The sequence below is a fragment of the Amycolatopsis camponoti genome, assembly GCF_902497555.1.
Classification (GTDB): Bacteria; Actinomycetota; Actinomycetes; order Mycobacteriales; family Pseudonocardiaceae; genus Amycolatopsis; species Amycolatopsis camponoti.
The window spans coordinates 739,801-764,094 of the sequence record NZ_CABVGP010000001.1; the positions used below are offsets into that span (position 1 = coordinate 739,801).

General features: G+C 69.7%; 24 protein-coding genes. 12 read left to right on the forward strand and 12 right to left on the reverse strand.

Going from position 1 to position 24,294, the window contains the following annotated elements:
• Nucleotides 1–206: 206 nt before the first annotated feature.
• On the reverse strand, nucleotides 207–1,085 hold the full coding sequence (locus tag AA23TX_RS03590; protein ID WP_155541159.1) for an AurF N-oxygenase family protein: 879 nt from the start codon (nucleotides 1,083–1,085) through the stop codon (nucleotides 207–209).
• Between the two features lie 82 nt (nucleotides 1,086–1,167).
• On the opposite strand from AA23TX_RS03590, the gene AA23TX_RS03595 reads away from it, so the two are divergent.
• Complete coding sequence (locus AA23TX_RS03595) at nucleotides 1,168–1,797, forward strand: TetR/AcrR family transcriptional regulator (protein WP_155541160.1); 630 nt, start codon at nucleotides 1,168–1,170, stop codon at nucleotides 1,795–1,797.
• Here AA23TX_RS03595 and AA23TX_RS03600 read toward each other — a convergent pair.
• Together AA23TX_RS03600 and AA23TX_RS03605 are read right to left on the reverse strand one after the other, a co-directional pair.
• Nucleotides 1,794–2,294, reverse strand: coding sequence for a hypothetical protein (locus AA23TX_RS03600; protein ID WP_155541161.1), 501 nt, complete (start codon nucleotides 2,292–2,294; stop codon nucleotides 1,794–1,796). The two genes, AA23TX_RS03595 and AA23TX_RS03600, sit on opposite strands and share 4 nt — an antisense overlap.
• 46 nt (nucleotides 2,295–2,340) lie before the next feature.
• A complete protein-coding gene (locus AA23TX_RS03605) occupies nucleotides 2,341–2,931 on the reverse strand; it encodes an SACE_7040 family transcriptional regulator (RefSeq protein WP_196425171.1) in 591 nt (196 codons plus the stop codon).
• Nucleotides 2,932–3,265: 334 nt separating this feature from the next.
• Between AA23TX_RS03605 and AA23TX_RS03610 the strand changes: the two genes are divergently transcribed.
• The 4 genes from AA23TX_RS03610 to AA23TX_RS03625 all read left to right on the forward strand — a co-directional run bounded on the left by AA23TX_RS03610 (nucleotide 3,266) and on the right by AA23TX_RS03625 (nucleotide 8,933).
• A complete protein-coding gene (locus AA23TX_RS03610) occupies nucleotides 3,266–4,036 on the forward strand; it encodes an SGNH/GDSL hydrolase family protein (protein ID WP_155541162.1) in 771 nt (256 codons plus the stop codon).
• A 144-nt stretch (nucleotides 4,037–4,180) separates the two neighbouring features.
• Nucleotides 4,181–5,794, forward strand: coding sequence for a carboxyl transferase domain-containing protein (locus AA23TX_RS03615; RefSeq protein WP_155541163.1), 1,614 nt, complete (start codon nucleotides 4,181–4,183; stop codon nucleotides 5,792–5,794).
• A gap of 2 nt (nucleotides 5,795–5,796) precedes the next feature.
• Complete coding sequence (locus AA23TX_RS03620; RefSeq protein WP_155541164.1) at nucleotides 5,797–7,782, forward strand: acetyl/propionyl/methylcrotonyl-CoA carboxylase subunit alpha; 1,986 nt, start codon at nucleotides 5,797–5,799, stop codon at nucleotides 7,780–7,782.
• Nucleotides 7,779–8,933 (forward strand): acyl-CoA dehydrogenase family protein, encoded by a 1,155-nt coding sequence (locus tag AA23TX_RS03625; protein WP_155541165.1) that lies wholly within the window; start codon nucleotides 7,779–7,781, stop codon nucleotides 8,931–8,933. The genes AA23TX_RS03620 and AA23TX_RS03625 overlap by 4 nt, the downstream gene beginning before the upstream one ends.
• 57 nt (nucleotides 8,934–8,990) lie before the next feature.
• Here the strand turns inward: AA23TX_RS03625 and AA23TX_RS03630 are convergent, their stop codons facing one another.
• The 3 genes from AA23TX_RS03630 to AA23TX_RS03640 are packed head-to-tail and all read right to left on the reverse strand — an operon-like array spanning nucleotide 8,991 to nucleotide 11,236.
• Nucleotides 8,991–10,331 (reverse strand): hypothetical protein, encoded by a 1,341-nt coding sequence (locus AA23TX_RS03630; RefSeq protein ID WP_155541166.1) that lies wholly within the window; start codon nucleotides 10,329–10,331, stop codon nucleotides 8,991–8,993.
• The gene (locus AA23TX_RS03635; protein ID WP_155541167.1) at nucleotides 10,328–10,663 is read right to left on the reverse strand and encodes a hypothetical protein; all 336 of its coding nucleotides are present in this window, start codon (nucleotides 10,661–10,663) and stop codon (nucleotides 10,328–10,330) included. The genes AA23TX_RS03630 and AA23TX_RS03635 overlap by 4 nt, the downstream gene beginning before the upstream one ends.
• Nucleotides 10,664–10,678: 15 nt before the next feature.
• Nucleotides 10,679–11,236, reverse strand: coding sequence for a YbaB/EbfC family nucleoid-associated protein (locus AA23TX_RS03640; RefSeq protein WP_230862324.1), 558 nt, complete (start codon nucleotides 11,234–11,236; stop codon nucleotides 10,679–10,681).
• A 147-nt stretch (nucleotides 11,237–11,383) separates the two neighbouring features.
• Here AA23TX_RS03640 and AA23TX_RS03645 point away from each other — a divergent pair, with 147 nt between their 5' ends.
• From AA23TX_RS03645 to AA23TX_RS03655, 3 genes are all read left to right on the forward strand, one after another.
• A complete protein-coding gene (locus AA23TX_RS03645; RefSeq protein ID WP_155541168.1) occupies nucleotides 11,384–11,896 on the forward strand; it encodes a GNAT family N-acetyltransferase in 513 nt (170 codons plus the stop codon).
• A 59-nt stretch (nucleotides 11,897–11,955) separates the two neighbouring features.
• Nucleotides 11,956–12,801 (forward strand): SDR family oxidoreductase, encoded by an 846-nt coding sequence (locus AA23TX_RS03650; RefSeq protein ID WP_155541169.1) that lies wholly within the window; start codon nucleotides 11,956–11,958, stop codon nucleotides 12,799–12,801.
• A gap of 110 nt (nucleotides 12,802–12,911) precedes the next feature.
• Nucleotides 12,912–13,979, forward strand: coding sequence for an alpha/beta fold hydrolase (locus AA23TX_RS03655; protein ID WP_155541170.1), 1,068 nt, complete (start codon nucleotides 12,912–12,914; stop codon nucleotides 13,977–13,979).
• Here AA23TX_RS03655 and AA23TX_RS03660 read toward each other — a convergent pair.
• The 5 genes from AA23TX_RS03660 to AA23TX_RS03680 all read right to left on the reverse strand — a co-directional run bounded on the left by AA23TX_RS03660 (nucleotide 13,968) and on the right by AA23TX_RS03680 (nucleotide 18,528).
• The gene (locus AA23TX_RS03660; protein ID WP_155541171.1) at nucleotides 13,968–14,837 is read right to left on the reverse strand and encodes a peptidoglycan recognition protein family protein; all 870 of its coding nucleotides are present in this window, start codon (nucleotides 14,835–14,837) and stop codon (nucleotides 13,968–13,970) included. The two genes, AA23TX_RS03655 and AA23TX_RS03660, sit on opposite strands and share 12 nt — an antisense overlap.
• 3 nt (nucleotides 14,838–14,840) lie before the next feature.
• Nucleotides 14,841–15,062 (reverse strand): hypothetical protein, encoded by a 222-nt coding sequence (locus tag AA23TX_RS03665; RefSeq protein WP_155541172.1) that lies wholly within the window; start codon nucleotides 15,060–15,062, stop codon nucleotides 14,841–14,843.
• Between the two features lie 49 nt (nucleotides 15,063–15,111).
• Nucleotides 15,112–16,317, reverse strand: coding sequence for an acyl-CoA dehydrogenase family protein (locus tag AA23TX_RS03670; protein WP_155541173.1), 1,206 nt, complete (start codon nucleotides 16,315–16,317; stop codon nucleotides 15,112–15,114).
• A 20-nt stretch (nucleotides 16,318–16,337) separates the two neighbouring features.
• Entirely contained in the window at nucleotides 16,338–17,633 is a 1,296-nt protein-coding gene (locus AA23TX_RS03675) for an acyl-CoA dehydrogenase family protein (protein WP_155544232.1), read from the reverse strand.
• A 100-nt stretch (nucleotides 17,634–17,733) separates the two neighbouring features.
• Nucleotides 17,734–18,528, reverse strand: a complete 795-nt coding sequence (locus AA23TX_RS03680) for an SDR family NAD(P)-dependent oxidoreductase (RefSeq protein WP_155541174.1) — start codon at nucleotides 18,526–18,528, stop codon at nucleotides 17,734–17,736.
• A gap of 100 nt (nucleotides 18,529–18,628) precedes the next feature.
• Here AA23TX_RS03680 and AA23TX_RS03685 point away from each other — a divergent pair, with 100 nt between their 5' ends.
• Entirely contained in the window at nucleotides 18,629–19,453 is an 825-nt protein-coding gene (locus AA23TX_RS03685; protein ID WP_155541175.1) for a helix-turn-helix transcriptional regulator, read from the forward strand.
• Here AA23TX_RS03685 and AA23TX_RS03690 read toward each other — a convergent pair.
• Nucleotides 19,448–20,653: a low temperature requirement protein A gene (locus AA23TX_RS03690; protein ID WP_155541176.1), complete on the reverse strand. Its 1,206-nt coding sequence runs from the start codon at nucleotides 20,651–20,653 to the stop codon at nucleotides 19,448–19,450. The genes AA23TX_RS03685 and AA23TX_RS03690 overlap by 6 nt on opposite strands.
• Nucleotides 20,654–20,807: 154 nt before the next feature.
• Between AA23TX_RS03690 and AA23TX_RS03695 the strand changes: the two genes are divergently transcribed.
• From AA23TX_RS03695 to AA23TX_RS03705, 3 genes are all read left to right on the forward strand, one after another.
• On the forward strand, nucleotides 20,808–21,692 hold the full coding sequence (locus tag AA23TX_RS03695; RefSeq protein ID WP_230862325.1) for an effector-associated domain 2-containing protein: 885 nt from the start codon (nucleotides 20,808–20,810) through the stop codon (nucleotides 21,690–21,692).
• A 147-nt stretch (nucleotides 21,693–21,839) separates the two neighbouring features.
• Nucleotides 21,840–23,273, forward strand: coding sequence for a VMAP-C domain-containing protein (locus AA23TX_RS03700; RefSeq protein ID WP_230862326.1), 1,434 nt, complete (start codon nucleotides 21,840–21,842; stop codon nucleotides 23,271–23,273).
• The gene (locus AA23TX_RS03705; RefSeq protein WP_155541179.1) at nucleotides 23,251–24,294 is read left to right on the forward strand and encodes an AAA family ATPase; all 1,044 of its coding nucleotides are present in this window, start codon (nucleotides 23,251–23,253) and stop codon (nucleotides 24,292–24,294) included. The genes AA23TX_RS03700 and AA23TX_RS03705 overlap by 23 nt, the downstream gene beginning before the upstream one ends.

The window sequence follows — 24,294 nt, forward strand, 5'->3', positions numbered from 1 at the left end:
GCGTACCAAGGTGTTCGCGACCCGTCGTGACGCGTCGGCGGCGTAGTCCCCGAGGCGTCCGGCGGCGCGGTCGGAGAGCTTCGCGACCCGCCAGGCCACGTCGTCCGCGCGATCGGCGGCCTCGTCGCCCACCGTGGCGATCCGGTCGGCGAGCCGTCCCGTGCTCGCGGCGAGCAGATCCTTGAGTGCCATGGTTTTCCCTCCGCCTAGAGCATTCCGGCGCGGCGCCACAGCCGCGCGCTCGGGCCGCCGATCAGGTCGTTCTCCCGCAGGAACCGGACGAGCTTGCGGGCCCCGAAGGCCAGCGTCTCCCGCCGGTGCGCGCTGGTCCGCGCGGCTTCGACGGCGACGCCGGGGTCGATCCCCGCGCGCAGGTACTGGCGCGGCCGGGACAGCAGCCGCGACATCAGCAGCGCGCCGACGGCGACCACGATCCGCGCGAACTCCTTGCGCCACCAGGGCGCGTCCGCCAGTTCGCGGACGAGGTCGTCGCGCGCGTACCGCACGTGCCGCGCCTCTTCCGTGACGTGGATCCGCATCACCGCACGGACCACCGGCTGCACCGACTCGTCGTCGAGGTGCTCGCGCTGCAGCGCGTCGAAGATCTCCTCGCCGATCAGCGTCGCGACCCACATCGACGGCCCGTGGAGGATTGCCGGGAGAGCCTGCGCGGAGAGTTGCAGCCAGCGGTTGTTGCGGTAGGGACGGCCGTCGACGCGCTCGATCAGGCGCGCGAACATCGTGGAGTGCCGGCATTCGTCGGCGACCTCGGTCAGCGCGTAGTGCACGTGCCGGGTCGTCGGGTCCTGCCGGTAGGACGCGCGCAGCAGCATCTGCATGAGGATCAGCTCGAACCAGATCCCGACGCTGACGGTGTTCACGAGCTCTTGGCGCGACAGCTCGATCCGCTGCGCGCGGCTGAGCGTGTCCCACAACGGCGTGCCGTAGAGGGAAACCAGCTTCTCGGGGATGAAGAACTGGTCGTCGTTCAGCGGCGCGGCCCAGTGGACGTCCACGTCCGGGTCGTAGGACAGCCGGGCGCTCGACTTGAGCAGCCGGTCCGCCGTGGCTTCACGATCACCCATGTCCGCACCTCCCTGTGTCGTGTAACACTAGAACGCATGAAACATTTTCCGTCAAGTTGTAAACCGGCTTAGGGTTGGGGTCATGCGCGACCTCCTCAAGCACGCGCTCGAAGCCGAGCTCCCCGGCGACGAGACCGCCGAACGGATCATGGGCGCGGCGCTGACCCAGGCCGAGGACTTCGGGCTGCGCCGGTTCACCGTCGACGACGTCGCGCGCCGCGTCGGCCTCTCACGGGTGACGATCTACCGCTACTTCCCGAAGAAGGACCAGCTGCTCAACGCGCTGGTCCTGCGGGAGATGAAGCGCTTCCTGACGAAGGTCGACGCCGTCGTCGAGGCGCAGGCGACCCCGGAGGAGAAGCTCATCGAGGGGTTGAGCTTCTCGCTGGGGTACCTGCGCGGGCACCGGCTGCTCAACCGGCTGCTGCGCACCGAGCCGGAGCTGATCCTCCCGCAGCTGACGGTGCAGGCGGGCGGCCTGTTCGCGGCGGCCCGCACCCGGATCGCGGCGCACTTCCACGCGGAGATCGCGGCGGGCCGGCTCAGCCTGCCCGCCGAGGACGTCGACGGCATGGCGGAGCTGCTGATCCGGATCGTGGTGTCGCTGGTGCTGACGCAGGAGACGGTGCTCCCGGTGGACGACGACGTCCAGCGGCGCCGGCTGGCCGAGCTGTACCTGGCGCCGATCGTCCGCTCGCTGCGCCCGGCCTAGTCGGAGACGGCTTCCGAGATCCAGGGGGCCACCGGCAGGTCCCGGTCGAGGCACTCGACCGACAGCCGGATCGTCCACCGCAACGCCTGCAGCACCAGGCTGTCCACCTCGTCGGGCGCCGCGTTGGCCAAGGCGATCTCGACCTGTTCCTGCGCCGCCTCGGTGTTGCCGTGGACCTCCGCCAGCAGCGTCCGGACGGCGGTCCGCACCGGCGGGTCGGCCTGGTCGATCGAGACCTCTTCGCCGTCTTCGTCGAAGACCTGGACCTTGACCGGCGCGCTGCCGCCGTCGCCGAGGGTGGAGACCATCGCGCTGCATTCGCCGAACAGCAGCAGCATCAACGCTTTCGTCTCGTCCGCGCGGGCCTGCGGTTCGGCGGCCGTCGGCGCGACCTCGACGAGGGCTTCGGCGTCGTCACCGAGGCTCAGCGCCGTCAGCGCGCGCTGAGCCTTCTCGACGAGCTCCTGCTCGTTCCAGTCCGCATCCACGTGCCCCATCAAACACCAGCGACGGCGGTCGTGGGGATACCTTGATCCGGGTCGGTCATCCGGCCGCGTGAAGGGCACCCAGTGCGAGCCGGGAGAGCAGTTCGGCGAGTTCGCCGTCACTGAGATGGCGGTTGTACGGTGTCGAGTTGATCAATCCGAACACGGCGTGTGCCGCCGACCGCGCCTGCCGTTCTCCCAGCTCCGGCATGGCTTCGCGGATCGCGCTGACCCACACCTCGACGTACTGCCGCTGCAACGCGCGAACCTGCTTGCGGTCGGCGTCGGTGAGGTTCGCGAGGTTGCGCTCTTGAACGGTGATCAGGGACGGGTGCGCGAGCGCGAAGCCGACGTGGAACGCCACGAGCCCGGCCAGCGTGTCGTGCGGCGTGCCGGGCCTGGCCGCCCACGTCGTGCCGCCGTCGAGCAGGTAGCGGCTGATCGAGTTCAGCATCTCGCCGAGGATCGCGTCCTTGCTGCGGAAGTGCCGGTAGAGCGCGGGCCCGGAGATCCCGACGGCGGCGCCGATGTCGTCGATCCCGACACCGTGGAACCCGTGGTGGGCGAACAGCTCGGCGGCCGCGGCCAGGATCTGCTCGCGTCTGTTCGCCTTCTCGCCGTTCACGAGCGGAGTGGGGTTGGCCGGCATCCGGCCATATTAGAGCGGCAGGTTAGCGAGCGCTAACACCGCGGCGAGTTCGGTCCGGCGCGCGGCATCCCGAGATGCGTCCCGGTCGCGGTTAGCAAGTGCTAACACCGCGTGGCGTCCGGCTCGCCGAGAGGCGACCGGCGGGCGAACGAATTCACAGGTTAGCGAGCGCTAACACTGTTCCCGTCTTCCGGCGTGGGCCGAGTGGGTTACTTGCAGGTAACTAGGGGTTCCTCGTGGGGCTTCCACATGCTGTGCTTTTGGGGTCGGTTCTGTCACAAAGGAGTGGCCCATGGGGGTTCCGATCCGTCTTTCGCGACGGTTTTTTCTGAGGTTGAGCACGGCTCTCGGGGCCGTCGTCCTGTCCACTCTCGGTGTCACGGGCCTCGCCCACGCCGCCGGGACCGTCTACGCCGCGCTCGGCGACTCCTACTCCTCGGGAGTCGGGGCCGGCAGCTACGGCAGTTCCGGGAGTTGCTACCGCAGCTCCAACGCCTACGGTCAGCTCTGGGCCAACGCCCACAGCGGCACGTCGTTCACCTTCCTCGCCTGCTCGGGAGCGAAGACCGGCGACGTCATCAGCCAGGCCAACTCCATCCCCTCCAACGCGACCCTGGTCACGGTCACCGTGGGCGGCAACGACGCCGGCTTCAGCGACGTGATCCAGACCTGCACCCTCGGCAGCGACGCGACCTGCACCGCGCGCGTCAACACCGCGAAGACCTACGTCAACAACACCCTGCCCGCGTTGCTGACCAACACCTACAACGCGATCAAGGCCAAGGCTCCGGGCGCCAAGCTCGTCGTCCTGTCCTACCCGCGCTTCTACACCGTGCCCGGCTCGTGCTGGGTCGGGCTCAGCGACACCAAACGGACCGCGATCAACTCCGGCGCGGACACCCTGGCGTCGGTGATCCAGTCCCGGGCGGCGTCGGCGGGCGCGACGTTCGTCGACGTGCGGCCGTCGTTCGTCGGGCACAACATCTGCTCCTCGTCCGACGACTACCTGCACAGCTTGACCTGGCCGGTGATCGAGTCCTATCACCCGACCGTGGCCGGGCAGTCGGGCGGTTACTACGCGCCGCTGCGGAACGCCATCGGCTGACGTTCCTCCCGCGGAGGCCACCCCGGTTCGCCGGGGTGGCCTCTCTGTGTTCCGACGCTGCCGCATTCCGGCGACTGGACAACCCACGTTAGCGGTCGCTAACATCGAGACGGAGGTTAACGACCGCTAACTTCGAGGGAGCCCATGGACACGCCGGTACTGGGGACGTCTGCTGCCCCGGACAGCGAGGCTTACGCCCGCAACGCGACGTCGCACGCGGAGCTGGTCGAGGACCTCCGCAAACGTTTGGCGAGCACCCGTCTCGGCGGGCCGGAGAAGTCGCGCACCCGGCACGTCGAGCGCGGCAAGCTGCTGCCGCGCGACCGCGTCGACACGCTGCTGGACCCGGGTTCGGCGTTCCTGGAGCTCTCGCCGCTGGCCGCGACCGGACTGTACGACGACGAGGCGCCCTCGGCCGGGATCATCACCGGGATCGGGCGGGTCTCCGGCCGCGAGTGCGTGGTCGTCGCCAACGACGCCACCGTCAAGGGCGGCACGTACTACCCGATGACGGTCAAGAAGCACCTGCGCGCCCAGGAGGTCGCGCTGCACAACAACCTGCCGTGCGTCTACCTGGTGGACTCCGGCGGCGCGTTCCTGCCCAGGCAGGACGAGGTCTTCCCGGATCGTGAACACTTCGGCCGGATCTTCTACAACCAGGCGACGATGTCCGCGCGCGGCATCCCGCAGATCGCCGCGGTGCTCGGCTCATGCACCGCGGGCGGCGCGTACGTCCCGGCGATGAGCGACGAGGCCGTGATCGTCCGGAACCAGGGCACGATCTTCCTCGGCGGCCCGCCGCTGGTGAAGGCCGCGACCGGCGAGGTCGTCACGGCGGAGGAGCTGGGCGGCGGCGACGTCCACTCGCGGCAGTCCGGCGTCACCGACCACCTGGCCGACGACGACGCGCACGCGCTGCGGATCGTCCGGTCCATCGTGTCGACGCTCGGGCCGCGCACGCCGCGCCCGTGGGACGTGCTGCCGACCGAGGCCCCGGCTGTCGACCCCGCCGAGCTGTACGGCGTAGTCCCGACCGACCCGCGCACACCTTACGACGTAAGGGAGGTGATCGCGCGGATCGTCGACGGCAGCCGCTTCGGCGAGTTCAAGAAGGAATACGGGTCCACCCTGGTCACCGGCTTCGCCCGGATCCACGGCCACCCGGTCGGCATCGTCGCGAACAACGGCGTGCTGTTCGCCGAGTCCGCGATGAAGGGCGCGCACTTCATCGAGCTCTGCGACAAGCGCTCGATCCCGCTGCTGTTCCTGCAGAACATCACCGGCTTCATGGTCGGGCGCGCGTACGAAGCCGGCGGCATCGCCAAGCACGGCGCGAAGATGGTCACCGCGGTGGCCTGCGCGCGGGTGCCGAAGTTAACCGTCGTTATCGGCGGTTCGTTCGGCGCCGGCAACTACTCGATGTGCGGCCGGGCGTACTCGCCGCGGTTCCTGTGGATGTGGCCGAACGCGCGGATCTCCGTGATGGGCGGCGAGCAGGCCGCGTCCGTGCTCTCGACGGTCCGCCGCGACTCGATCGAGGCCCGCGGCGGCGAATGGTCCGCCGAGGACGAAGAAGCGTTCAAGGACCCGATCCGCGAGCAGTACGAAGCGCAGGGCAGCCCCTACTACTCGACGGCGCGGCTGTGGGACGACGGCGTGATCGACCCGGCGGACACCCGCACGGTGCTCGGCCTCGCGCTCTCGACCGCGGCCAACGCGCCCCTGTCCGATGTCAACTACGGCGTCTTCCGGATGTGATGATGTTCGACTCAGTGTTGGTCGCCAACCGCGGCGAGATCGCCGTCCGGGTCATCCGGACGTTGCGGGCACTCGGCATCCGCGCGGTCGCGGTGTACAGCGATGCGGACGCCGAGGCTCGCCACGTGCGCGAAGCGGACACGGCCGTGCGCATCGGCCCGGCGGAAGCTTCGAAGAGCTACCTGTCCATCCCGGCCATCGTGGACGCCGCCGTGTCCTCGGGTGCGCAGGCCGTCCACCCGGGTTACGGCTTCCTGGCGGAAAACGCCGAGTTCGCCCGCGCTTGCGAGGCGGCCGGGCTCGTGTTCATCGGCCCGCCGGTCGCGGCGATCGACGCCATGGGCGACAAGATCCGCGCCAAGGCGACGGTGTCGAAGGCCGGCGTCCCCGTGGTCCCCGGGGCGTCCGATGTGGACATCCCCGCCGGCGGGTTCGCCGAGGCGGCCGCGAAGGTCGGCTACCCGCTGCTGCTCAAGCCGTCCGCGGGCGGTGGCGGCAAGGGCATGCGGCTGGTCCGTGAAGAGTCCGAACTGGACGCCGCCATCGAGTCGGCACGGCGCGAGGCCAAGGGTTCCTTCGGCGACGACACCCTGCTGATGGAGCGGTTCGTCACGACCCCGCGGCACATCGAGATCCAGGTCATGGCCGACCGGCACGGCAACGTCATCCACCTCGGCGAGCGCGAGTGCAGCCTGCAGCGGCGCCACCAGAAGATCATCGAGGAAGCGCCGTCGGTGCTGCTCGACGACGCCACGCGCGAAAAGATGGGCTCGGCGGCCGCCGAAGCCGCGCGTTCGGTCGGGTACGTCGGCGCGGGCACGGTCGAGTTCATCATGTCGGCGCACGACCCGGACGAGTTCTTCTTCATGGAGATGAACACCCGGCTGCAGGTCGAGCACCCCGTCACCGAGCTGGTCACCGGCCTCGACCTGGTCGAGTGGCAGGTCCGGGTCGCGGCCGGGGAACACCTGACCGTCAAGCAGGAAGACGTCGTCCTCAATGGACACGCCGTCGAAGCGCGGGTGTACGCCGAAGACCCTGCGCGCGGGTTCATCCCGACCGGCGGGACGGTGCTGGCGGTGCACGAGCCGTCCGGCGACGGCGTCCGCGTCGACTCGTGGATGACGCGCGGCGCGGTGATCGGTTCGAACTACGACCCGATGCTGGCCAAGGTCATCGCCTGGGGCCCCGATCGCGCGGCCGCGCTGCACCGGCTCGACCGGGCGCTGGCCGACACGGCGCTGCTGGGCGTCGGCACCAACACGGCGTTCCTGCGCGGGCTGCTGGCCGACCCGGACGTCCGCGAGGGGCGTCTCGACACCGAGCTGGTCGATCGCCGTATGTCCACTTTGGTCTCTTCGGACGTGCCGGCGGAGTTCTTCGTCGCGGCCGCTTTGGACCGCCTACTGGAACTTCAGCCGTCCGGGGCCGTCGTGGACCCGTGGGACGTGCCGGACGGCTGGCGGATGGGCGGGTCCGGCGGGGTGACGTTCCGGCTGAAGTCCGGGCAGGCCACGGCCGTGGTCCGGGTGCAGGGCACGCCGGCCGCCGCGGTCGTCCAGGTGGACGACGCCGACGCGGTGCGGGTCTCGGCCCGGCGTGACGGCGACGTCCTGGAGATCCGCCACGCCGGTGGGTTCGACCGCTACCGCCAGGCCTGCGGTCCGGACCGGACGGTCTGGCTCGCCCGGGACGGCCTGAGCTTTCCCTTCGGCGAGCAGGAGTTCGTCCTGTCCTCACGCGGCGAGGCTGCCGGGACCGGGCCGGTCACCAGCCCGATGCCGGGCACGGTTCTCGTCGTGAAGGTCGCCGCCGGCGACGTCGTGAAGGCCGGGACGCCGTTGCTGGTCGTCGAAGCGATGAAGATGGAGCACACGGTCACCGCGCCGATCGACGGCGTGGTCAGCGAACTCCCCGTCCGGGCCGGCCAACAGGTCGCGCTGGACGAAACCCTTGCCGTCGTAAAGCCCCAAGAGGAGCAGCAGTGATCGACTTCCGCCTGGACGAGGAGTACGAGGCCCTCCGCAAGACCGTGGAGGACTTCGCGCACGCCGAGGTCGCGCCGGTCATCGGCGAGCTGTACGAGAAGGAAGAGTTCCCGTACGCGATCGTCGCGAAGATGGCCGAGATGGGCCTGTTCGGCCTGCCGTTCCCCGAGGAGTTCGGCGGCATGGGCGGCGACTACTTCGCGCTGTGCCTCGCCCTGGAGGAACTCGCGCGGGTCGATTCGTCGGTGGCGATCACCCTGGAGGCCGGCGTTTCGCTCGGCGCGATGCCGATCTTCCGCTTCGGGACGCAGGAGCAGAAGGAGACGTGGCTGCCTGATCTTTGCGCCGGGACGGCGTTGGGCGGCTTCGGCCTGACCGAACCGGGTGGCGGCTCGGACGCCGGCGCGACCCGGACCCGGGCCACTTTGGACGGTGACAGCTGGGTCGTCAACGGCAGCAAGGCGTTCATCACGAACTCGGGCACGGACATCACGCGCCTGGTCACCGTCACGGCCGTGACGGACGTGATGGAGAACGGCCGCAAGGAGATCTCGGCGATCCTGATCCCGTCGGGGACGCCGGGCTTCGAGGTGGCGCCGAAGTACTCGAAGGTCGGCTGGAACTGCTCGGACACGCACGAGCTGTCCTTTTCGGACGTCCGTGTCCCGGCGGAGAACCTGGTCGGCACCCGTGGCCGCGGGTACGCCCAGTTCCTGTCTATTTTGGACGAAGGGCGCGTCGCGATCGCCGCGCTGTCGGTGGGTCTGGCGCAGGGCTGCGTCGACGAGTGCCTGCAGTACGTCAAGGACCGCGTCGCGTTCGGCAAGCGGATCGGGGAGTACCAGGCGATCCAGTTCAAGATCGCCGACATGGAGGTCCGCACGCACACGGCCCGCCTGGCGTACTACCAGGCGGCGTCGAAGATGCTGCGCGGCGAGCCGTTCAAGAAGGAAGCTTCGATCGCGAAGCTGGTGGCCTCGAACGCGGCCATGGACAACGCGCGCGACGCGACCCAGATCTTCGGCGGCTACGGCTTCATGAACGAATACCCGGTGAGCCGCTTCTACCGCGACGCGAAGATCCTGGAGATCGGCGAGGGGACGAGCGAGGTCCAGAAGATGCTGATCTCGCGTCACCTCGGCGTGGCCTGACGCTGTAAGTCACCTGACGCCGTAAGAGGGCACCTCCCGCGGGAGGTGCCCTCTTCGCTACTGCGGCTGCTGCTGTTGCTGCTTCTTGTCTTCCTCGGCCCAGGCGGCCTCCGCCTGCATCTGGATGTCCGTGAGACCGCGGTCGACCTGCACGATGTCCTTGCCCGCCCAGCCCACGAAGTTCTTCGAGCTCTTGGCGTCGGACAGCGCCTTCAGCATCGGGTAGTAGTCCGGGGCCTTGGCCTTCAGCCAGTCGTCGACGAACTTCATCTTCTTGTAGCTGTCGCCGAACTTGGTCTTCAGCCAGTCCTCGTGCTTCTTGATCGTCGAGACGTCGTGGTCGCTCAGGTGCGACTTCGGCGGCGTCGGCTTCGGCGGCTCCGGTGGTTTCGGCAGTGGCCGCGAGAAGTTGGGCGTGGTGCCGTCGCCGGGCGGCCGCGTGCTCGGGGTGGCGCCACCACCAGGACCGTCGTGGGTGACCGCCGTGCCCGGCGGGGGCAGTGGCCGCGAGAAGTTCGGGGTCGTGCCGTCGCCCGGCGGCCGGGTGCTGGGCGTGGCGCCGCCACCAGGGCGGTCGTGGGTGACCGCGGTGCCCGGCGGCGGCATCGGCGTCATCTCGTGGCCCGCGCTCGACGAGGAGCCCGGCTTGCCCTTGACCAGCTTCGACAGCCCGGTGAGCCGGGCCAGCGTGCGGCCGGCGTAGGCGACGACCTTGGCCAGCTTCGCCATCATCGCCGCGACCTGCACCGAGACGGTCGCGACGCACTTGGTCACCCCGACGGCGATCGACGCGCCGAAGGTGGGGATGGCGAGCGCGAGCGCGATCAGCATCGTGGAGATGATGTCGCCGAGGATCGTCGTGATGATGTCGCGCAGCAGCGAGCGGACCGCGCCGATCAGGGCGCCGGTGGTCTCGACCATGTAGCCGGCGACGTCGGCCGCCTTGGCGTTCGCGTCGATCCAGCCCTTCCGGTCGTTGATCGACTTGAGGAAGCTGTCGTAGCCCTTGCCCTGCCACTGGGTGATCGTCGCCTTGAGCGTGTCGTCCAGCGAGGTGCCGGTGTTGCGCAGCGACTCGCCGATCTTGTGCAGCTCGTTGGCGACCTTCGTGACCTCGGCGGGGTTGCCCGCGACCTGGTCCAGCGGCCACTTCAGGAACGAGACGTGCTCGATCAGCCAGCCCAGGCCCGCCGCGATCAGCTTCGCGAGCGGGTCCATGGCGAACGCGACGGTGTCGAGCACGGCGCTGATGACGTTGATGCCCAGCTCGACGCTGACGGCCGCGAGGTCGCCGCCGTGCTCGGTCTGGACCTTGCCGATCGAGTCGCCGACCTGCTTCCAGCTGTCGAAGACGCCGGCGCCGGTCGTGGAGTTCGAGGCCGTGATGGGAACGGTCATTTGCCCAGCTCCGTTTCGAAGGTGCTCAGACCCTGGGCCGTGTTCGCGTCGTGGGTCGAGTAGGTCTCGGCGGCCTTCTTCACGTCCTCGGCGGACTTGCCGATGTCCCCGACCAGCTTGTTGATCTCACCGGTGATCGCGGCAATCGTGATCCGCGAGGGCACGGCGAGCACCTGCGCGAGCAGGATGCCGAACGCGGCGTTGTCGAACCCGTTGGCGGCCTGCATCCGGTTCGCGGCGTCCTGCACCGCCGGTTGCGTGGTGCCGGACAGGAACTGGCTGAACTTCTGCAGCTCGGCCGGGTCGACCGAGAAACCTTCTCCGGAAACCACCGGTTCTTCTCCCTACTACCAGGGGTTGCTTTCGCCGTCGTCCTCTTCCGGCGCGGGCCGGGGACGACGTCGCGGCGGACCTTGCTGCGGCGGCTGCTGTTGTTGAGGCGGCGGCGGCGGGCGGTGCGGTGGCGCGGGCGGCCGCGGCGGACGGTCTTCGGCCTCCTGCTCCGGCATGAACACGTCGCTCTTGCCCGGCTGCGTCGCCTCGGGCTGCTCGGGTGCCGGCAGGAACTCGTCCAACAGCTCGCGGGCGTCCGAGTTTTCGCCCACCATGCCGCTGAACGCGTCGGCGACCTGGGCCGAAACCTTCTGCTGCGCGCGGCCGATCAGCTGCATCACCAGGCTGGACAAGGCTTGCGGGGGACGCTCGTACGCGCGGGGGCCGAACCGGAGCTCCTGCAGGACCCCGCTCGGGCCGACGGTCACCGAGACCGCTCCGTCCGGCGCTTGCACCGTGGCGACGGCGGATCGGAGTCGTTCCTGGGCTTCCGCGGCTTTTGCCCGGATTTCCTCGAGTTCGACGGTGAACGCGGCCAGCGGATCGTCGCCGGGGGGCACTGACTGGGTCAATTTGTCCTCGTCGCGAGAGAGGTTGTGAACGGAGAAAGTCAATCAGCGCTTCTTGAAGCTCGGATGACACGAACCGGACCGCCGGCTGAACGCGGTGTGGATCGGCGAAGTCGGCACGCGAGTACGCGTGGTGCGGTAAACAAGGGCATGGACAACACCGTCATCCGATCGGGTGACTCTGGGGACGCTGACACGCTGCTGGGCTTCTTCGACGAAGCCGTCGAATGGCTCGTCGCGCGGGGCAGTGCGAAGCAGTGGGGGACCGAGCCGTGGAGCCGCGTCCCGAAGCGCGTCGAGCGCGTCAAGGGGATGGCCGCGGACCCCGGTCTGCGCATCGCGATGGTCGACGGCGAACCCGCCGGCGCGCTGATCGTCTCCGAGGAGCACGACCCGCACGTGCCGCCGGTTAACGAGCGTGAACTGTACGTCCGGCTGCTGATCACGTCGCGGCGGTTCACCGGGCGGCGCGTCGGCGGGCGTCTTGTCGAGTACGCGCTCGACGAGGCTCGGCGGCGCGGCATCGACCTCGTGCGCGTCGACTGCTGGGCCGGCGGCGACGGCGCCTTGCAGCGCTACTACGAGAGCCAGGGCTTCAAGCCGACGGTGCGGTTCCACGTCGAGGACTGGGTCGGGCAGGTCTTCGAACAACGCGTGGGGTAGCGCGAACCCACGCCAGGGGTGACACTGTTGACGCAGTGCCAACAGACGAAGGAGTCGTCATGGCCGAGGAACTCGCGGGCAAGGTCGTCGTCATCACCGGCGGCGGGCAGGGGATCGGCGCGGCGACCGCGTCGGCGCTGTCCAAGCTGGGCGCGAAGGTGGTGATCGGCGACCTCGACCTGGTCCGGGCCGAGAAAACCGCCGGGGAGCTGGACGCCGAGGCGCTGCCGCTGGACGTCACCGACATCCGCGGGTTCACCGAGTTCCTCGACGAGGTCGAACGCCGGCACGGCCGGATCGACGTCCTGATCAACAACGCCGGGATCATGCCGCTCGGCGAGCTGGAGGCGGAGAGCGACGCGACCACCCGGCGTCAGATCGAAATCAACCTGCACGCCGTCATCCACGGCACCCGCGAAGCGATGAAGCGGATGCGGCCGCGGCGGTCCGGGCACATCGTCAACGTCGCTTCCTTCGCGGGCAAAGCGGGTTTCCCGGGCGCGGCGACGTACTGCGCGACCAAGCACGCCGTCGTGGGGCTGTCCGAAGCGGTGCACCTCGAGCTGCACGGATCCGGCGTCCACGTCTCGTGCGTCATGCCCGCGATCGTCCGGACGGAGCTCGCGAGCGGCCTCGGCGAGGCGAAGCTGTTCAAGTCGTCGCGCCCGGAGGACGTGGCCGACGCCATCGTGGCCGCGCTGCGCAAGCCTCGTCTCGAGGTCTTCGTGCCCCGATCCGTGGGAACTATGGGCAAGCTCACCCGGCTGCTGCCGCGGCGGGCCGGCGAAGCGCTCGCTCGTGCTCTGAAGGCGGACCAGCTTTTGGCCTCAGCGGCCCATTCCCCGGCCCGCGCGGACTACGAGGCGCGAGCCGCCGAGAGCGCCCCCGGGGCGGGCACGGAGTAACTCGGACGGCCTAGCGACTGTCCGAATTGGACGTGGGCGGTGTTGAGTCCACCGGCCTGACCGGGCAAGATTGACCGGAAGTGCCCGGGGACGTCGCAGGAGGCTTTCGAATGGTTTCACCGCCCGCACGATTGGCCGCGGCGGCGTCGAACGTGGTCGGCAAGGTGCTGCACGGCGGGGTCGCCGACCTGCGCCCGATGCCGCGGGTGCTGATCGACCAGGGCCCCAACCGCTCGGTGTACCGGATGACGCACAGCAGCCGTCCGGTGTCCGGGCCGCCGATCCTGCTGGTGCCGCCGCTGGCCGCGCCGGCGATCTGCTTCGACCTGCGCCGCGGCTGCAGCCTCATCGAGCACCTGGTCGAGGGCGGTCGCAACGCGTACCTCGTCGACTACGGCATGGTCGCCTTCTCGGACCGGCGCCTCGGCATCGAGCACTGGATCGACGAGGTCCTGCCGCGCGCGATCCGCAAGGTGAGCGCCGACAACGGTGGCCAGGCCGTGCACCTGGTGTCGTGGTCGCTGGGCGGGATCTTCTCGTTGCTGGTGAACGCGGACCAGCCGGACCTGCCGATCGCGTCGATCACCGCGATCGGCTCCCCGGTGGACTTCACGGCGATCCCGATCATCGCGCCGTTCCGCCCGCTGGTGGACCTGACGAACGGCCACCTGCTGACCCCGATCTACCGTGCGTTCGGCGGTGCACCGTCCTATTTGGTCAGTCGCGTGTTCCGCGCGACGGGCATCAGCAAGGAGATCACGAAGCCGATCGCGATCCTTTCGCACCTCGACGACCGCGACTACCTCGCGCAGATCGAGGCGGTCGACCACTTCATGGGCAACATGTACGCCTACCCGGGCCGCACGTTCGGCCAGCTGTACCACCGCTTGTTCCGCACGAACGACCTGGCGGAGGGCAAGGTGGACCTCAACGGGCGCATCATCTCGCTGTCGTCGGTGCGGGTCCCGACGCTGGTGGTGGCGGGCGAGAACGACACGATCGCGCCGCGGCCGTCGGTGGAGCGGGTGGTGGAGCTGCTGGACAAGGCCCCGGAGGTCCGCTTCAAGACGGCGCCGGGCGGCCACCTCGGCGTCCTGACGGGCCGCAAGGCGCGCGGCACGACGTGGCGCTACCTGGACGAGTTCCTCGACGACCAGGTTTCGGAGTCAGCCGACTAGGTCGATCTCGAAGGGTTCGGCCGCGCTGTAGCGGACGTCCGCCCAGACCGCGCCGGGCAGGTCGTAGCGCCGGTGCGACGTCAGCTTCGGGTCGTGGCCCGGGATCTGCGCCGGGTTGTGGCCGACGCCCGCGCGATCCGAACCCCACGCGAAGACGTTCGACACCCACATCGGCCGCGCGAAGCCGTCTCCGCCCAGCCGCGGCCGGATGACGATCGCCCCACCGGCGCTGCCGGCGAGGTAGACGCGCACGACGTGCTCCCCGGCGTCCGGCGGCGTGACGGTGACGCGCTCGAGGATTTCGACGCCCGTCTGGGGTGCGGTGGCGGTGGGGTTGGCGGCGCGTTCGCGCAGCCAGGCGGTGTCGATGCCGACGGGGTCGATCTTGCGGCCGACGGGAACGCAGACGTCCTTGTGCCCGGCGTACCGTTCGACGCCGCGGTTCATGTAACGCAGCAACGCGGCGACGAGCTTCGGGTAGGCGTCGAGCTGCGCGGGCGTCCAGCCCCCGTTGCCGGCGGACTCGGCTTCGATGCCGAGGAACTCGTCGTTGACATCGAGGAACCCGAGCCAGCGCGAGGCACCGGCGTGATAGGCACACCCGGCGGCGACGACGTAGACGGTGCCGCTGCGCCCGAGCCCGAGGTTGCACAGCGGCCCGGCGAGATCGGCCCGGCCCCGCGTGACGATGTCGAGCGAGGGGTAGTCACCGGGAGCGGAGTCGGCGGTGGCGGTGTGGTGCCCGACCACCCCTTCGACGACGCGCATGCCGCCGTGGCCGCGAGTCTGCCACCCGGGCACCTCGACAACGGGATAGCCGGTGCTGCGAGCGGCATCGACGAGCCAGGGAACGTACAAGGATCAGCCCTCCGGCTCGTCGTAGGCCCCGGAGTCCGCCTCGGTATCGGGAGCATCATGAGCGGCAATCCGCGCGGCGAGGGCTTCCCGGGCTTCGTCAAGGGTTTTCGGCTGCTGCCGACCTTCATCCCATCCTTCGGCGGCCCATTCTTCGGGCGTCTTGATGGGCGTCGGGTCGCCGGGCGCATGCACGACGGGCTGGTCGGTCTCGGTGGGTTCAGTCACGATCGGCCTCCGGACCGCGAGGGTACCGGAGGCCGACCACTCCCCGCTTCTACTTCAGTTCAGCCGACGTCTTGCCGAGGATCCGGCGAGCGACGATCAGCTGCTGGATCTGCTGCGTCCCCTCGAAGATGTCCAGAATCTTGGCGTCCCGGGCCCACTTTTCGAGCAAAGACTCCTCACCGTAAGCCCCGGTCAGCTCGACGCACTTCAGCGCGATCTCCACCACCGACCGACCCGCCTTGGCCTTCGCCATCGACGCCTGCAGGGAGTTCGGCTTGCGGTTGTCCGCCATCCACGCTGATTCCAGCGTCAACAGGTACGCCGACTCGTAGTCCGCCTCCAGGCGGAGGAATTCCGCCGCCGCCGCGTGCTGGGAGTTCGCCGGGCGGTCGTAGTCGATCACCACGCCCGCCTCGGTCAAGATCCGCCGCGTCTCCTCCAGCGCTGCCCGCGCCACGCCGATCGCCATCGCCGCCACCAGCGGGCGGGTGTTGTCGAACGTCTGCATGACGCCCGCGAAACCCTTGGCCGTGTCGATCTCCGGGCTACCCAGCAGGTTCTCCGCCGGCACCCGGCAGTTCTCGAAGCGCAGCACCGCCGTGTCCGAAGCGCGGATGCCGAGCTTGTGCTCGACGCGCACCACCTCGAAGCCCGGCGTCCCCTTCTCCACCACGAACGACTTGATCGCCGCGCGGCCCTTGGACTTGTCCAGCGTCGCCCACACGACCACCGCGTCCGCGCGCTCGCCCGACGTCACGAAGATCTTCTCGCCGTTCAACACGTAGTGGTCGCCGTCGAGCCGCGCCGTCGTGCTGACCGCCGCGGAGTCCGAGCCGAAGGACGGCTCGGTGATCGCCATCGCCGCCCACATGCCGGAGAAGCGCTCGAGCTGCTCGTCCGTCGCCACCGAGCCGATCGCCGCGTTGCCGAGGCCCTGGCGCGGCATCGACAGCAGCAGGCCGACGTCGCCCCAGCACATCTCGATCGTGCCGAGGACGACGTTCAGGTTGGCGCCGTTGCGGTTGCCCTTCTCCTTGTCGTCGGAGCCGGACCGGCGGACACCCGCCGCGCCCGCGCCGCCTTCGCCGGAGGAGTTGAGGCCGTCCAGCAGCGCCGCGAACATGTCCAGCTCGCTGGGGTACGTGTGCTCCGCGCGGTCGTACTTGCGCGAGATCGGCCGGAACACCTCGGCCGCGGCCTGGTACGCCTGGTTGATCAGGGCGCCGGCCTTCTTGGGAGCTTCCAGGTTAATCATCGTTAACGCCTTTCCGAGACCTAGAGAAGGACGGCGCCTTCCATGACGCCGATGGCGCGCAGGTCGCGGTACCAGCGCTCGACGGGGTGCTCCTTCACGAAGCCGTGCCCGCCCAGCAGCTGCACACCCGCGCTGCCGATCTGCATGCCCTTGTCCGTGGCCAGTTTCCGGGCCAGCGCGACCTCCCGCGCGTACGGCTTGCCCTGCTCGGCCCGCGCCGCCGCGCGCAGCGTCACCAGCCGCAGGCCCTCCAGCTCGATCGCGATGTCGGCGACGGAGAACGCCACCGCCTGCCGGTGGCTGATCGGCTCGCCGAACGCCACCCGCTCGTTGACGTAGGGGACGACGTAGTCGAGGACGGCCTTCGCGGTGCCGGCGGCCAGCGCCGCCCAACCCAGCCGCGACAGCCGGACGAGGTCGGTGAAGACGTCGAGCTTGCCGCCGCCGAGCAGCGCGCCCGCGGGCAGGTTCACGCGTTCGAGGTGCAGCTTGCCGGTCGCGGCGCCGCGCAGGCCCATGGCCGGTTCGGACTCGATGGTCACGCCGGCGTTCGACGACTCGACCAGGAACAGCGCCGGGCCGCGGCCTTCGAGGTCGGCCGACACGATGAACAACTCGGCCTGCGCCGCGCGCGGGACCAGCGACTTGACGCCGTCGAGCTGGTAGCCCTTCGGCGTGCGACGCGCCTTCGTCGCGGGCTTGAACGGGTCGTAGAGCGCCTTCTGCTCCTGCAGCGCCAGCGCCGCGGCGGGCACGTTCTCGCCGACGAACGCGGGCAGGTAGTCGGCCTGCTGCTGCTCGTCACCCCAGCTGACCAGCGCGGTGCTCACCGCGGACGGCGCGAGCACGGCCACGGCCAGGCCGAGGTCCCCGTGCGCGAGCGCTTCCGCGACGAGCGCGTTGGTGACGACCGAGCGTTCGGTGCCGACGCCGCCGAGCTCCTCGGGGATGCCGACCAGGCTGATGCCCAGCTCGGCGGCCCGGGTCAGCAGGCCTTCGGGTGCCTCGAGCTTGGCGTCGGCGTCCGCGGCGGCCGGGCGCAGCTGCTCGGCGGCGAACTCCGTCACGGTCTCGACGATGAGCTGCTGGTCCTCGCTCGGCGTGAGGTCGAACAGCCCGGTGTCGGACGACGGCGCGAGCCGGGCGGGCTTGCCCAGCTTCTGCACCGACTTGAACGACCGGGTCGCGGCGCCGGCGACGCGGAAGCCGTTGCGCGTCCCCGCGGTGACCAGGCCTTCGATGGGCTTGCGCAGCCCCGCCCGATCGACGACCTTGCTCCCGGCCAGCCGGGTCAGCGCGGAAAGGCCCCAGCCCATCGCGTCCCGTTTCCTTGGCGCAGCCATGTGGCCCTCCATCCGTTACCTACTCGTGAGTAGGTTAACGCGGGAGTCGCTTCGGCGCCAGTGGGGGCCGACCTTACGACGTAAGTCGTGCCGAAATCTCCCACAGCTCGCGAGCGTCGGCGTCGTCCCGCCGCCGTTCGAGCTTCGGCCGCTCGCCCTTCCGGCCGCCCGGGCCGACGTAGGCGTTGCCCGGGATGTCCTCGGTCGCGGCGAACAGGATGGGCAGCGCGCCGTACTCCGCCTTCTTCTGCGCGATGACCGGGTAGAGCGCCCTCAACGCCAGGGCCTGCACGCCGCCGTAGTGCCGGTCGATCCCGGTGCGCGCGACGCCGGGGTGCGCGGCGACGGCCCGGACCGCGCTCCCGGACTCGGTGAGCCGCCGCTGCAACTCCTGGGTGAACAGCAGGTTCGCCAGCTTCGACTGCGCGTACGCCCCCATCGCGGAGTATCGGCGGTGCTCCCAGTTCAGGTCGTCGAGACGGAGCCGTCCCCGCCGCGACAGCCCGGACGAGACGGTGACGACCCGGCCGGTGAGGTGCGGCAGCAGCAGGTTCGTCAGCAGGAACGGGCCGAAGTGGTTGACGGCCATGTGCGTCTCGAAGCCGTCGGCGGTCTTCCCGTCCGGCACGGCCATGACACCGGCGTTGTTGACCAGGACGTCGAGGTCACCGGACCAGCCGGCGGCGAACTCGCGCACCGAGGCCAGGTCGGCGAGGTCGAGGTGCCGGACCTCTACGTCGCCCGGCGGCGGCGTGACGCGGGCGAGGTCGCGCACGGCGAGGACGACCCGGTGTCCCCGGGCAGCGAGTTCCCGGGCGGTGATGGCGCCGAGGCCGCCGCCGGCCCCGGTGATGAGGTAAGTGGTCATGGCATCAGCGTCGCCGCGTCGCGGACGCCGTGGCAGAGCGCGCCGATCGGGGGATCGGCGATCCCTGGCGCCGGCCGGGAGAGCGCCGATAATCGACGGCGTGGACCGTGCCGAGCTCGCCGACTTCCTGCGCCGCCGCCGTGAGGCCCTGCGCCCGGACGACGTCGGGCTGCCGCTCGGGCAGCGTCGCCGGACGTCCGGCCTGCGTCGCGAAGAGGTCGCGACGCTGTCGGGCATGTCCACCGACTACTACACGCGGCTGGAGCAGCAGCGCGGGCCGCGGCCGTCGGAGCAGATGCTGGCCGCGATCGCCCGCGGCCTCCGGCTGACGCTGGACGAGCGCGACCACCTGTTCCGGCTTGCCGGGCACACGGCGCCATCGCGCGTGTCGCGTGCGGACCATGTCAGCCCGGCGCTGATGCGCGTGCTGGACCGGCTGCACGACACACCCGCGCAGGTGATGTCGAACCTCGGCGAGACGCTGGTGCAGAACCGGCCGGCCCAGGCGCTGCTCGGGGACGAGACCGGCCACGCCGGGCCCGCGCGCAGCGCCGCCTACCGGTGGTTCACCGACCCGGCGGAGCAGCTCTTGTACCCGCCGGCCGACCGCGGACGTCACGCCCGGTTCCTGGTGGCGAGCCTGCGCGCGGCGTCGGGCAGCGACCCCCGGGCCGCGGAGCTGGCGCGGCTGCTGGCGGCGAAGAGCGCGGAGTTCGCGAAGCTGTGGGAGGCGCACGAAGTCGCGGTGCCGTTCGAGCGGCGCAAGACGCTCGTGCACCCGGACGTCGGCGAGATCGCGCTCGACTGCCAGCTGCTCCACACCGACGACTTCGCCCAGGTGCTCCTCGTCTTCACCGCCACGCCCGGCACCGAAGACGCCGAGAAGCTGCAGCTGCTGTCCGTCGTCGGCCCGGAGCTGTTATGAGTGCTCGGCGTGCACCTGCCGCCGCCACTCGGCGAACCGCAGGCGTTCGAAGCCGATGAGCCCGAGCACGAGCCCGGCGACGACCAGCAGCAGCACGGCCGCGGGCACGTGCTCCAGCAACGGTGTCGCCGCGACGAGCAGGACGCCGGCGGCCAGCCGCTGGACGTTCCAGCTGCCGAGGTTGCGCTTGCGCAGGGCGCTCAGCGCGACCAGGTAGAGCGCGAGACCCCCGGTCAGCGTCCAGATCGGCACGCCGTGCAGCGCTTCGCCGGGCGTGTGGTGCTCGGTGTCGGCGAGGTAGAGGAGCGACTTCTTCAGGCCGAGGGCGACGAGCACGATCCCGGCGATCAGCGGCAGGTGCAGGAAGGTGTAGGAGTCGGTGGCGAGCTTCGTCCGCTCGGTGCCGGTGGCCTGGGTCAGCCGGTGTTCGGAGACGCGCGCGACGACGTCGAAGTAGGTCCACCACATCCCGGCGGCCAGCGCCAGCCCGCACACGGCGCCGCCGGCGACCAGCCACGACATCGGCAGTGCCCCGATCCCGATGCCGATCGCGACGATCGACTCCCCGAGCGCGATGATCACGATCAGCCCGAACCGCTCGGCGAAGTGCGCGGGCGAGTTCAGCCGCCAGCCCTCGGGCCCGGCGAGGTAGACGTTGAGGTAGTCGGCCAGCAGCGCGACGACCCACAGGCCCAGCTGCCACGGCCCGCTCAGCGCGGTGCTCACGGCGAGCAGCGCGACGGAGGGCAGCAGCCCCACGAACATCTTGAGCAGGACCTTGCGCAACCCGGGATCATGCCGCGCGGCCCCGAGGTAGGCGACGAGGTGCAGCAGCCGCACGAGCGCGTAGCAGACAACGAACAACCCGGGCGCGAACAAGCCGCCGGGATGGTCGACGAAGGCCTCGGGGATCGTGAGCGAAACGAGGAACATGACGGTCATGGCCCCGAACATCGCCAGCCGCGCGATCCCGTGGTCGACGTGGATGGTGGTCCCGAGCCAGGCATAGGAGCACCAGCACCACCACAGGACGGCGAGCATGGCGAGCCCCTGCCCGACCCCGGCGGGGCTCAGGTGGTCGGCCATCAGCTGGGTGGTCTGGGTGATGGCGTAGACGAAGACGAGGTCGAAGAAGAGCTCGATGGTGGAGACGCGGTGATCCTCATCCGCGCTAACCAGGTGCAGGCGTGTCGTGGGCACGCTGAATTATGGCCGTCGCGATACCGCCGGCGTCGCGTTTCGGGGTAACGCCCTGCGCGAACATGGCCGAGCGTGCATACGTCTGGGACACTGAGTGCGGGACGTGGGGAGGTGGATCGTGCATTCCTATGCTGCCGCACACCACAAAACGATCATGGCCGTCGACATCGCCGGCTACAACAACCCGAGCCGCACGCTGGTCCACCTGTACGAAGTGCACGAGGGACTCTGGGCGGTCCTCAAGGGGACGTTCGCCGAAACGGGCATCCCTTGGGACGTCTGCTTCGTCGAGAACACCGGCGACGGCGCGATGATCCTGCTGCCGCCCGAGATCGCGAAGGCGGACCTCGTCGCGCAGTTCCCGGAGCGGATGCACGCGGAGCTGCGCCGGTACAACGCGGTCCACTCCGAAGCCGCCCGGATGCACCTGCGGCTGGCGCTGAACGCCGGCGAGGTCGGTCAGGGCGGGCACGGTTCGGTCAGCAAGGCCGTGAGCTTCACGTTCCGGCTGCTGGACGCGCCCGAGGCGAAGGCCGCGCAGAAGGCCACGGGTGCGGAACTGGCGCTGATCGCCGCCGACGCGTTCTACCACGACGTCGTGACCGAGGACCCGGCCGCGGCCCCGGATCAATACCGTCGGATTCCGGTAGCCGTCAAGGAAACCACGACCACGGCGTGGCTACGCCTTCTGGGTGCCCCGCCGATCGCACCCGTGGTGCCGGTATCGCGGTTCGATCCCCGCGGCGGACCGGCGCCTTTCGCGGTGCTGGTCGAAGCGCTGCTGGCGGTCACTTGCGTGCGGAACGCGGAAAGCCGGCGGCTCCTGCTGGGTATGGTTCCCCGGCGGGAAATCGCGGCGGCGGTTCCGCACCAGGCGGAAGACAGGCTGCACGTGATCGAATTGGCGCGCACGTGCGAACGGTACGAGGGTGGCCTCGAGGAACTGCTCGCCGTGGTGCGACTGCTCGACCCGGGATCGCCGCAGGTGGAAGAGCTGGCCGCGGTGGTCGCGAGCCGCTCGGGTCCTCGAGTTCGTTAGCAGTTGTCCGGCTTTTGCCCCTTTTCCGGCGTCGCCTGATAGGTAGACTCCCGATCTTCGGGGCACTTCGCGGGGGCGGGAGGTGGTACGCCGGTGTCGGCAAGGCAAGGGCGGCCCCCCATCGGCATCGCGATTCGCCGCGCACTCGTGGACGTACTGGTGGTCGCGGGTTTCGCCGACGACAAGTCCATCCGCACATTGATGGTCGCGGAGTTGCGACGAGCTCTTGACAATCCCTTCACCGTGCCGGATCAGCTGGCGCCACGTGCCCAGTTGATCGAGATCGTCAACGGGTGCTGCTTGATCGAGGAGGGGCTGCCGACGCTCGCCGACGTGCTCGAATTCCTCCGGCCGGGTACGAAAGAGTGCACGCAGTTCCGCGATCTGGTGGATTCCTTGCCGCTGCGGGATGTGGTATCGGAATCGGAGCAGGAGCGGTTCCGGCAGCAACTCGAAGGATTCGCGCCGCCCGGCCTCCGGGCGGCCGTTCGCCGCGCCGCCCGGCACGTCTTCCCGGTGCCGGTCTTCCCGGACGCGGCGGAGGCTTTCTCCGGCCTTGCGGACTTCAACGCCGCGCCCGGAGAGCTGCCACCGGTGGTGGCTTTCGCCGAGCTGATCGCGGCCGAATGCGACGAACAGCCGGCCGCGAACCTGCGCAGGTGGGCCGACGGACAGGCTCACCGGCTTCGGCTCGAAGGGGCCCTTCGCGAGCTTCGTTCGCAGGTCACTCCATTGCGGTCAGGCCGGCTGCACCTGACGATCATGATCAGTCCGGACCCGGTCGACACCGATCGGCACGAGATCTCGCACTGGCGGCAGGACGATCCGGACGAATGGCCGCCACCTCGCGGGGAAACCGTCGTGACCACGTCGGCGGAACTCGAAGCCGAAGTGGCGAAAACGATCTCCGCGGCGGAAGAGGCGTGGTCGGAAAGCGACGCGGAGGTCGCCATCGAGTTCGTGCTCCCGCGCGCTTTACTGGATCTTCCGGTGCACACCTGGCGCACGGAGCGCGAGTTCGGTGGGCCGCAGCCGTTGTACATGACTTATCCGACGGTTATTCGTTCACTGGAGCGGATGGGTTCCCGGCGTTCGCACCGGGTTTGGCGACGACGCTGGGCCTCCTGGACGGAGGAACCATCCGTCGAACGGGTATATTTCTGCGAGCCCGGCGACACCGAAGATCAGCAGCACCTCGACGCGGTTTTCAGCGACGAGCGGTGGCTCATGACGGTGTTGACCACTACGCCGCCGGCGAACCCGATTCCCGGCCGGGACGAGCTTTTCGCCGCTTTGCGCGCGGGGTTGCCGGTCGTCGTTTGGCACCCTACGGTCTCTTCGGAAGTTGTGCGTGAGGTGGTAACCTGGTTGGCCGGAAGTGACGATTTGGGGAATTTGCCGGCACTGACCAGGAAACACCGGCTCGACGTGCTCCGAAATCGGTCGTCGTCCCCGGATGGCGGCATCCTGGGGGATCTGGTGGTGCTATGGGACGACCCGAACCGGATGCTCCCTCTCGCCGACGGCGGAACCGGTCCGGTTCCGGGAGGGGGTGCCGATGAGCACGACCGAGCGTCCTGAGAGCACGCACGACTGGTGGATCTATCGCGGTACCGGTCATCCGCTGCAGGACACGCACCTGGCCGATCGGCTGCCGCCACCACCGCCGTGGCGCGACTTCCGACGGGACGACGATCCGCCGGCCGCCGACGTGCCCCAGGACGACGCCGAGACCGACCGGCGCCTGGGCGTGGAACCGAGCTTCACCGCCGGGCACGCCGACCGTGCCGAGGTCGACATGGTCAATGCCGCCTTGTACCTGCGCCGCCCGCTCCTGGTGACCGGGAAACCCGGCAGCGGGAAATCGACCTTGGCCTACCGGATATCCCGTGAGCTGCGACTGGGGCGCGTGCTCCGCTGGCCGGTCACTTCGCAGACCACGCTGAGATCCGGGCTCTACGACTACGACGCCCTCGGCCGCCTGCAGGCGTCGCAGGCGCGTGGCTCCGGCGCGGAGGATCGGCCCATCGGTGACTTCTTCCGGCTGGGTGAACTGGGGACGGCGTTCTTGCCGCGCCGGCTGCCCCGGGTGCTGCTCGTCGACGAACTGGACAAGGCCGAATCCGACCTGCCCCACGATCTGCTGTCGATCTTCGAGGACGGCGAGTTCCTCATCCCGGAGCTCGCGCGAGACGCCGGTCGCACGCCCGTCGCCGAAGTGTTCACAGCAGACCCCGGCCACACGGCGGAGATCGAGAACGGGGTCGTCCGATGCTCGGCGTTCCCCGTCGTCATCATCACCAGCAACGGGGAACGAGACTTCCCACCCGCGTTCCTGCGCCGGTGCCTGCGCCTGGAGATGAAGGATCCCGGGCCGGCGAAGCTGGCTGAGATCGTCGCCGCGCACGCGCTCGACCCGAAGCACCGCGCGGTGCTCATCGAGGACTTCGTCGCACGGCGGACCGCGCTCGGGGGACTGCCCGCGGACAAACTGCTCGACGCGATCTTCCTGGCGACGTCCGGGGCCTACCGGCCGGACGACCCGGGCTGGCCGGACCTGGTCGAGGCACTCTGGCAGCACCTGAACCAGCAGGGGCACTGA